The sequence below is a fragment of the Massilia timonae CCUG 45783 genome (assembly GCF_000315425.1).
Taxonomy (GTDB): Bacteria; Pseudomonadota; Gammaproteobacteria; order Burkholderiales; family Burkholderiaceae_D; genus Telluria; species Telluria timonae.
In genome coordinates this window covers 1,331,793-1,338,888 of the sequence record NZ_JH992922.1, presented here as the reverse complement: position 1 = coordinate 1,338,888, position 7,096 = coordinate 1,331,793, and the positions used below count along the sequence as shown (strand labels likewise).

Below are 7,096 nucleotides of genomic sequence, written 5' to 3'. Positions count from 1 at the left end.
TGAATCCGGAACGGAAACCGCCAGAGCAATTAAGAAAAGCCGCATGACTTGACGCGACATCTTTGTTGACAACTACCGTAATCTGGCGGTCCATAAAAAAAATTACGGAGACGAGAATGAACAGGCATACAGCAATGCATTGCCGTACACGGCGTCTGTCCGGTGCGGTTGCGATGGCCCTGGCTTCGCTTGCAACCGGGGTACCAGTTCACGCGCAACAGGCCGGGCAAACAGAGCAGGACACGACGACAAGCAGTCCTGCCAGTGCCCCCACCACCGTACGCGTGGTGGGTACGCGGCAGGCCCAGGAAAGTGCGATCGGCAGGAAGAAGAAGGCCGACACCGCCCAGGATTCCATCGTGGCGGAAGACGTGGGCGCCTTCCCGGACCGGAACGTGGCGGATGCGATTTCCCGGATCGCCGGGGTGGCCGTGGACCGAGGCGACTATGGCGAAGGGATCTCGGTCTCGATCCGGGGCAACGGCCCGGAACTGACCCGCGTGGAACTCGATGGACAGGGCGTACAGTCCGCTGGCGGCGCCGATTTGCTGGGCGGGATGAACGCCGGCTCGGACCAGGCCGGTGGACGCGCCGTCGAGATGCGCCAGTTATCGTCCGACCTGATCAAGAGCGTGGACGTGGTAAAAGGTTCCACGGCCGACATGGTAGAAGGGTCACTTGGCGGCTCGGTGCGCATCACCACCCGGAATGGCCTGGACTTCAAGAAGGATTACCTGTCGATGCGTGTCGCCGGAATGCAGAACACGCTCAATGAGAAACTCAATCCCAACCTGAACCTCGTCGGTGTAAAAAAACTGATGAACGACCGGCTGGGCGTGCTGGTTAATCTGTCCAGGAGCAAGGTTGCCCAGGAGTCGCACTCGATCAACCAGGGCGGCAGCAGCAGTGCCGTCGGCGCCTATCGTCCACTCGACTTCGACAACTCGCCGGAAAAAACGTTCTCGTTCCAACCGAATACCGTCAAACTGGACGACCCGCTGTCGACGACACCGCTGCTGACATCGAATCTGATCGGTGGTGGCACGTTCAACGCAGCCACACCCCAGGAAATCGTGGCCAAGTCGGCCGCTGCGCAAACCAAGGCGGCGTGTTACCAGGCATTTCCACTGCTGACCGAGGCCCAGGCCAACGCCATCGTGGCTGGCGCCACCCGTACCAGTGCGATCAACCAACGCCAGACGGAACTGCTGTCCTGCCTGGGGCAATGGAATGATTACGTGCCGAGCAGTACCCGCTACTTCGTGAATCGCCAGGACGAAGATCGCAACTCGGGCGACATCCGCCTGGATTTCAAGGTCAGCGACGGTCTGCAGGTCTACGTCAAGCACAGCCGTTCATCGCGCCATATCGTCTCGGAAGCGAGCAGCGCTGGCTACGGCGGCCCAGCCTTCAACGGCACGACGGTCACTGGGCCGAATGGCTATATCGGACCATCCTTTACCGACACGGTGTCGCCGACCCAGTTGTCGAACGGCGCATGGGCGACGCGCAATCTGGTGCCCGCATCCGGCTATTTCCTGTATCCGGACCTGAGCTGGCGTGCCGGGGGCGCGGCCAACGGCTCGACGTCGAATATCGATCCGAACTCGGTCACGGTCGACGCGAACCACCATTTGACAGGCTATACGATTGCCGATGGCAGTTTCGGCGTCGAAAACACCATGCTCAATATTCGGGAAAAATCGCGTTACACCCAGGCTGGCGGCACCTACAAGAATCGCTACGTATTCGCCGAGCTGCTGCTGGGCGACGCGCGCAGCGACTTCTCGCGCTACGAGCGGCGCGCCGGCCTGAGCGGCTACACGGGGCCCGTCCAGGCAAACCTGTTATCGAACGGTATCTGGGATTACAAGCCGAGCGCGAGCTTCGATCCCAACAATCCCAACAATTACTTCGCGCTGCGGCCGCAGCCAGCGCTCGCCGCTTTCGCCGGCAGTGCATTTGCCCCGGCGACGCCCGCCTATACCTCGGACCAGCTACCGCTGATCGATCCGGCAAGGACGCTGTCGCTGCAGAATGCGCGCATCAACGAACAGACCGAGCGCACCGTGAAACTCGATGTGGCCTTCAACACCAGCGACTTCACCAACGGCTATCTGCCGCGCTTCAAGATCGGATACAACCGCCGCAAGAGCGACTACTCGGCCTGGGGCACCGGCGGCATGACCGTCCAGGAACCCCAGGGCGCCTGGGGAACGCCAGGCTATATTCCAGGCATTTACGTCCCCAATAAAAACCTGCGCACCACCTACCAGATTTGCGAAGACACCCCCGGCTCGCTGGGGGCCGGGGGGCGGCCATGCAAGTACGGCTATACCCCCAATGCCGACCCGCGCGCCAACCTCGGCGGGACGATCCAGATCACCGCCGACCAGTTCCGGGACATGTTCGCGCAGGTCTATACGAAGCAGCCGACATCCCAGTTCTACGGCGGCGATCCCGATCGTCCGGCGGGGCTGATCAGCGGCTGGACCGAGATCGACATCGGCAAACTCTATGACCTGCTCGGCGTACCGAACTACAACCTCGATTGCGTGAAATCCTGCGCCGGCAGCGACGGCCAGATGTATGCCCAGCCGATGAACAAGCTGGTGGAAACCGTCGATGCGGGCTACCTGATGATGGACTTCAGCCTGGACCGCATACCGTTCAGCGAACGTCCGCTGCCGTTCGGCATCGCCTTCGATGGCAACGTCGGCGTGCGCATCGTGCGCACCGGGGTGGTCGGCACCGGACAGCTGGCCTTCCAGTCGACGGTGAAGAACGCGAGCTTCAATCCCGCCGACCCGGAGAATGCCAACGGTGTGACGACGGCGATCTACCGCCGGGATACCGAGATCTCGGACGTCAGCACCGACTATCTGCCCTCGATCAACCTGAACACCTGGTTTTTGCCGAACGAACTCGTACTGCGCTACAACTGGGGCAAGACCGTCGCACGCCCGCCCGGCGGCCGCCTGATCCCGAGCGGCACCTGCTTCTACGACGAGCGCTTCACCGACCAGCTCGATGCGGACGGCGAGCCTCGCGCACAATATTGCTCCGGCACCATGGGCAATCCGTCGCTGGAGCCGATGACCAACCACAACCAGAACCTGTCGCTCGAGTGGTATCCCAACAAGAATTACATGTTCGCCGGCGCCGTCTACCGGCAGGAGGGCGTCATCGGTGCACCGACGCTGATCGAGGCGGTCAATGCGGCCGCGCTGTTTGCCGGCTCGGACCAGGTGGACAGCCAGACCGGCAAGCCGCTGGCAGACCAGCAGTTCGACTACCGCCGCTGGATCAATCAATTGCCGAACACCCGCACGGGCTACGAGGTGTCGGGGAAGGCCGCATTCACCTTCCTGCCGTGGTATCTGCGCTATCTTGGGATCGATGCCAACTACACGCGCAACAAGTCCAAGTTGACCGGGACCGCCGTGCGCGACCTGCTGACCGGCACCGTCATGCCGGTGGCCGGCGAGCCCCACCATTCCTGGAACGCGTCGCTGTGGTACGACGATGGCAAGTTATCGGCCAGGGTGGCGGTGCAGTTCGTGGCCGAGAAGTTCAGTTGCATATCGGGGTGTAATTCGACCGCTATCAACAATTATCCGGCGCACGGGCTGACGACTGTTCGCAATCCGGTATATGCGCCCGGGGCGCCGAGCTTCCGGCTCGGGACCCGGTACATCGATGCGAAAATCGGGTATCGGGTCAATGAGAATATCGAATTGTTCCTCGAGGGGCGGAATCTCGGACGGATTCACACGGGGACGACGACGGGGGGATTTGCGCAGTTTGCCGATGGTACGCCGAATGTGTACACCGATGCGTATGCGGGAGCGACGTATATGGCGGGGGTGAATTTCAGGTTCGAGTGAGGGGGTGGCGCTTTCGCCAGGACAGGCGGGACCCCTTATAGCAAAAAACCCCACCAGGATCACCTGGAGGGGTTTTTCATATAACTAGCCTGACGATAACCTACTTTCACACTGGTTGCAGCACTATCATCGGCGCAAAGTCGTTTCACGGTCCTGTTCGGGATGGGAAGGGGTGGGACCGACTTGCTATGGTCATCAGGCTTTGACTTGTCTGGCTACGCTTGAGTTACGCGTGGGCGGCACAGCCGCCCACCCTACGCTTTGTTCAGCGTGGCCATGAATCTGGAAGAAGTATTGTTGGGTTGTAGCTTTGTATCGAGCAGCTGTACTCGACCTTGGACTACCAAGGTTATAGGGACAAGCCGTACGGGCAATTAGTACTGGTTAGCTTAATGCATTACTGCACTTCCACACCCAGCCTATCAACGTCCTGGTCTCGAACGACCCTTCAAGGAGCTCAAGGCTCCGGGAAATCTCATCTCAAGGCAAGTTTCCCGCTTAGATGCTTTCAGCGGTTATCTCTTCCGAACTTAGCTACCCGGCAATGCCACTGGCGTGACAACCGGTACACCAGAGGTTCGTCCACTCCGGTCCTCTCGTACTAGGAGCAGCCCCCTTCAAATTTCCAACGCCCACGGCAGATAGGGACCAAACTGTCTCACGACGTTTTAAACCCAGCTCACGTACCACTTTAAATGGCGAACAGCCATACCCTTGGGACCGGCTACAGCCCCAGGATGTGATGAGCCGACATCGAGGTGCCAAACTCCCCCGTCGATATGAACTCTTGGGAGGAATCAGCCTGTTATCCCCAGAGTACCTTTTATCCGTTGAGCGATGGCCCTTCCATACAGAACCACCGGATCACTATGTCCTACTTTCGTACCTGCTCGACTTGTCGGTCTCGCAGTTAAGCACGCTTATGCCATTGCACTATTAGCACGATGTCCGACCGTACCTAGCGTACCTTCGAACTCCTCCGTTACACTTTAGGAGGAGACCGCCCCAGTCAAACTGCCTACCATGCACTGTCCCCGATCCGGATAACGGACCAAGGTTAGAACCTCAAATGAACCAGGGTGGTATTTCAAGGATGGCTCCACGAGAACTGGCGTCCCCGCTTCAAAGCCTCCCACCTATCCTACACAGATTGATTCAAAGTCCAATGCAAAGCTACAGTAAAGGTTCATGGGGTCTTTCCGTCTAGCCGCGGGTAGATTGCATCATCACAAACATTTCAACTTCGCTGAGTCTCGGGAGGAGACAGTGTGGCCATCGTTACGCCATTCGTGCAGGTCGGAACTTACCCGACAAGGAATTTCGCTACCTTAGGACCGTTATAGTTACGGCCGCCGTTTACTGGGACTTCAATCAAGAGCTTGCACCCCATCATTTAATCTTCCAGCACCGGGCAGGCGTCACACCCTATACGTCCACTTTCGTGTTTGCAGAGTGCTGTGTTTTTATTAAACAGTCGCAGCCACCATTTTATTGCAACCCGTTCATCCTTCCACAGTAAAGTGGTCAAATTACTAGGGCGTACCTTATCCCGAAGTTACGGTACCAATTTGCCGAGTTCCTTCTCCCGAGTTCTCTCAAGCGCCTTAGAATACTCATCTCGCCCACCTGTGTCGGTTTGCGGTACGGTCTCGTATGACTGAAGCTTAGAGGCTTTTCTTGGAACCACTTCCGATTGCTTCGTCGCACGTGGCGACTCGTCTCGACCCCTTGAATTACGTGCCCGGATTTGCCTAAGCACCTTCTATGAGTCAAAAACTGGCTATTCCAACAGTTAGACAACCTTCCGCGATCCGTCCCCCCATCGCATCATACGACGGTGCAGGAATATTAACCTGCTTCCCATCAGCTACGCATCTCTGCCTCGCCTTAGGGGCCGACTCACCCTGCTCCGATGAACGTTGAACAGGAAACCTTGGGCTTACGGCGTGCGGGCTTTTCACCCGCATTATCGCTACTCATGTCAGCATTCGCACTTCTGATACCTCCAGCATCCTTTACAAGACACCTTCGCAGGCTTACAGAACGCTCTCCTACCATATAGATCAAGTGATAAATCACGAGAAATATATCCGCAGCTTCGGTGACTGGCTTAGCCCCGTTACATCTTCCGCGCAGGACGACTCGATCAGTGAGCTATTACGCTTTCTTTAAATGGTGGCTGCTTCTAAGCCAACATCCTGACTGTTTTAGCCTTCCCACTTCGTTTTCCACTTAGCCAATCTTTGGGACCTTAGCTGGCGGTCTGGGTTGTTTCCCTCTTGACACCGGACGTTAGCACCCGATGTCTGTCTCCCAAGCTCGCACTCATCGGTATTCGGAGTTTGCAATGGTTTGGTAAGTCGCAATGACCCCCTAGCCATAACAGTGCTCTACCCCCGGTGGTGATACTTGAGGCACTACCTAAATAGTTTTCGGAGAGAACCAGCTATTTCCAAGTTTGTTTAGCCTTTCACCCCTACCCACAGCTCATCCCCTAATTTTTCAACATTAGTGGGTTCGGACCTCCAGGGCGTGTTACCGCACCTTCATCCTGGCCATGGGTAGATCACTTGGTTTCGGGTCTACACCCAGCGACTGTCGCCCTGTTCGGACTCGATTTCTCTACGGCTCCCCTATTCGGTTAACCTCGCCACTGAATGTAAGTCGCTGACCCATTATACAAAAGGTACGCCGTCACCCCACGAGGAGGCTCCTACTGTTTGTATGCACACGGTTTCAGGATCTATTTCACTCCCCTCCCGGGGTTCTTTTCGCCTTTCCCTCACGGTACTGGTTCACTATCGGTCGATTACGAGTATTTAGCCTTGGAGGATGGTCCCCCCATGTTCAGACAGGATTTCTCGTGTCCCGCCCTACTTGTCGTATGCTTAGTACCACCGTTTTGATTTCGTGTACGGGGCTATCACCCACTATGGCGTTCCTTTCCAGAGGCTTCTGCTATTCGTTCGACTATCACGTACAGGCTCATCCCATTTCGCTCGCCACTACTTTGGGAATCTCGGTTGATTTCTTTTCCTGCAGCTACTTAGATGTTTCAGTTCGCCGCGTTCGCTTTGCATGCCTATGTATTCAGTATGCAATGACCTAAAAGGCCGGGTTTCCCCATTCGGAAATCTGCGGATCAAAGCTCGTTTGCTAGCTCCCCGCAGCTTATCGCAAGCTACTACGTCCTTCATCGCCTGTAATCG

Annotated in this window: 1 protein-coding gene and 2 rRNA genes; 1 reads left to right on the top strand and 2 read right to left on the bottom strand. The window is 57.2% G+C overall.

Annotation, left to right across the window (positions count from 1 at the left end; translation table 11 throughout):
• Positions 1–116 precede the first annotated feature (116 nt).
• Positions 117–3,887, top strand: coding sequence for a TonB-dependent receptor (locus HMPREF9710_RS05625; RefSeq protein WP_005664659.1), 3,771 nt, complete (start codon positions 117–119; stop codon positions 3,885–3,887).
• 87 nt (positions 3,888–3,974) lie between these two features.
• Here the strand turns inward: HMPREF9710_RS05625 and rrf are convergent.
• A 5S ribosomal RNA gene (rrf, locus tag HMPREF9710_RS05620) occupies positions 3,975–4,087 on the bottom strand.
• 153 nt (positions 4,088–4,240) lie between these two features.
• Positions 4,241–7,096: ribosomal RNA gene (locus HMPREF9710_RS05615) — 23S ribosomal RNA — on the bottom strand.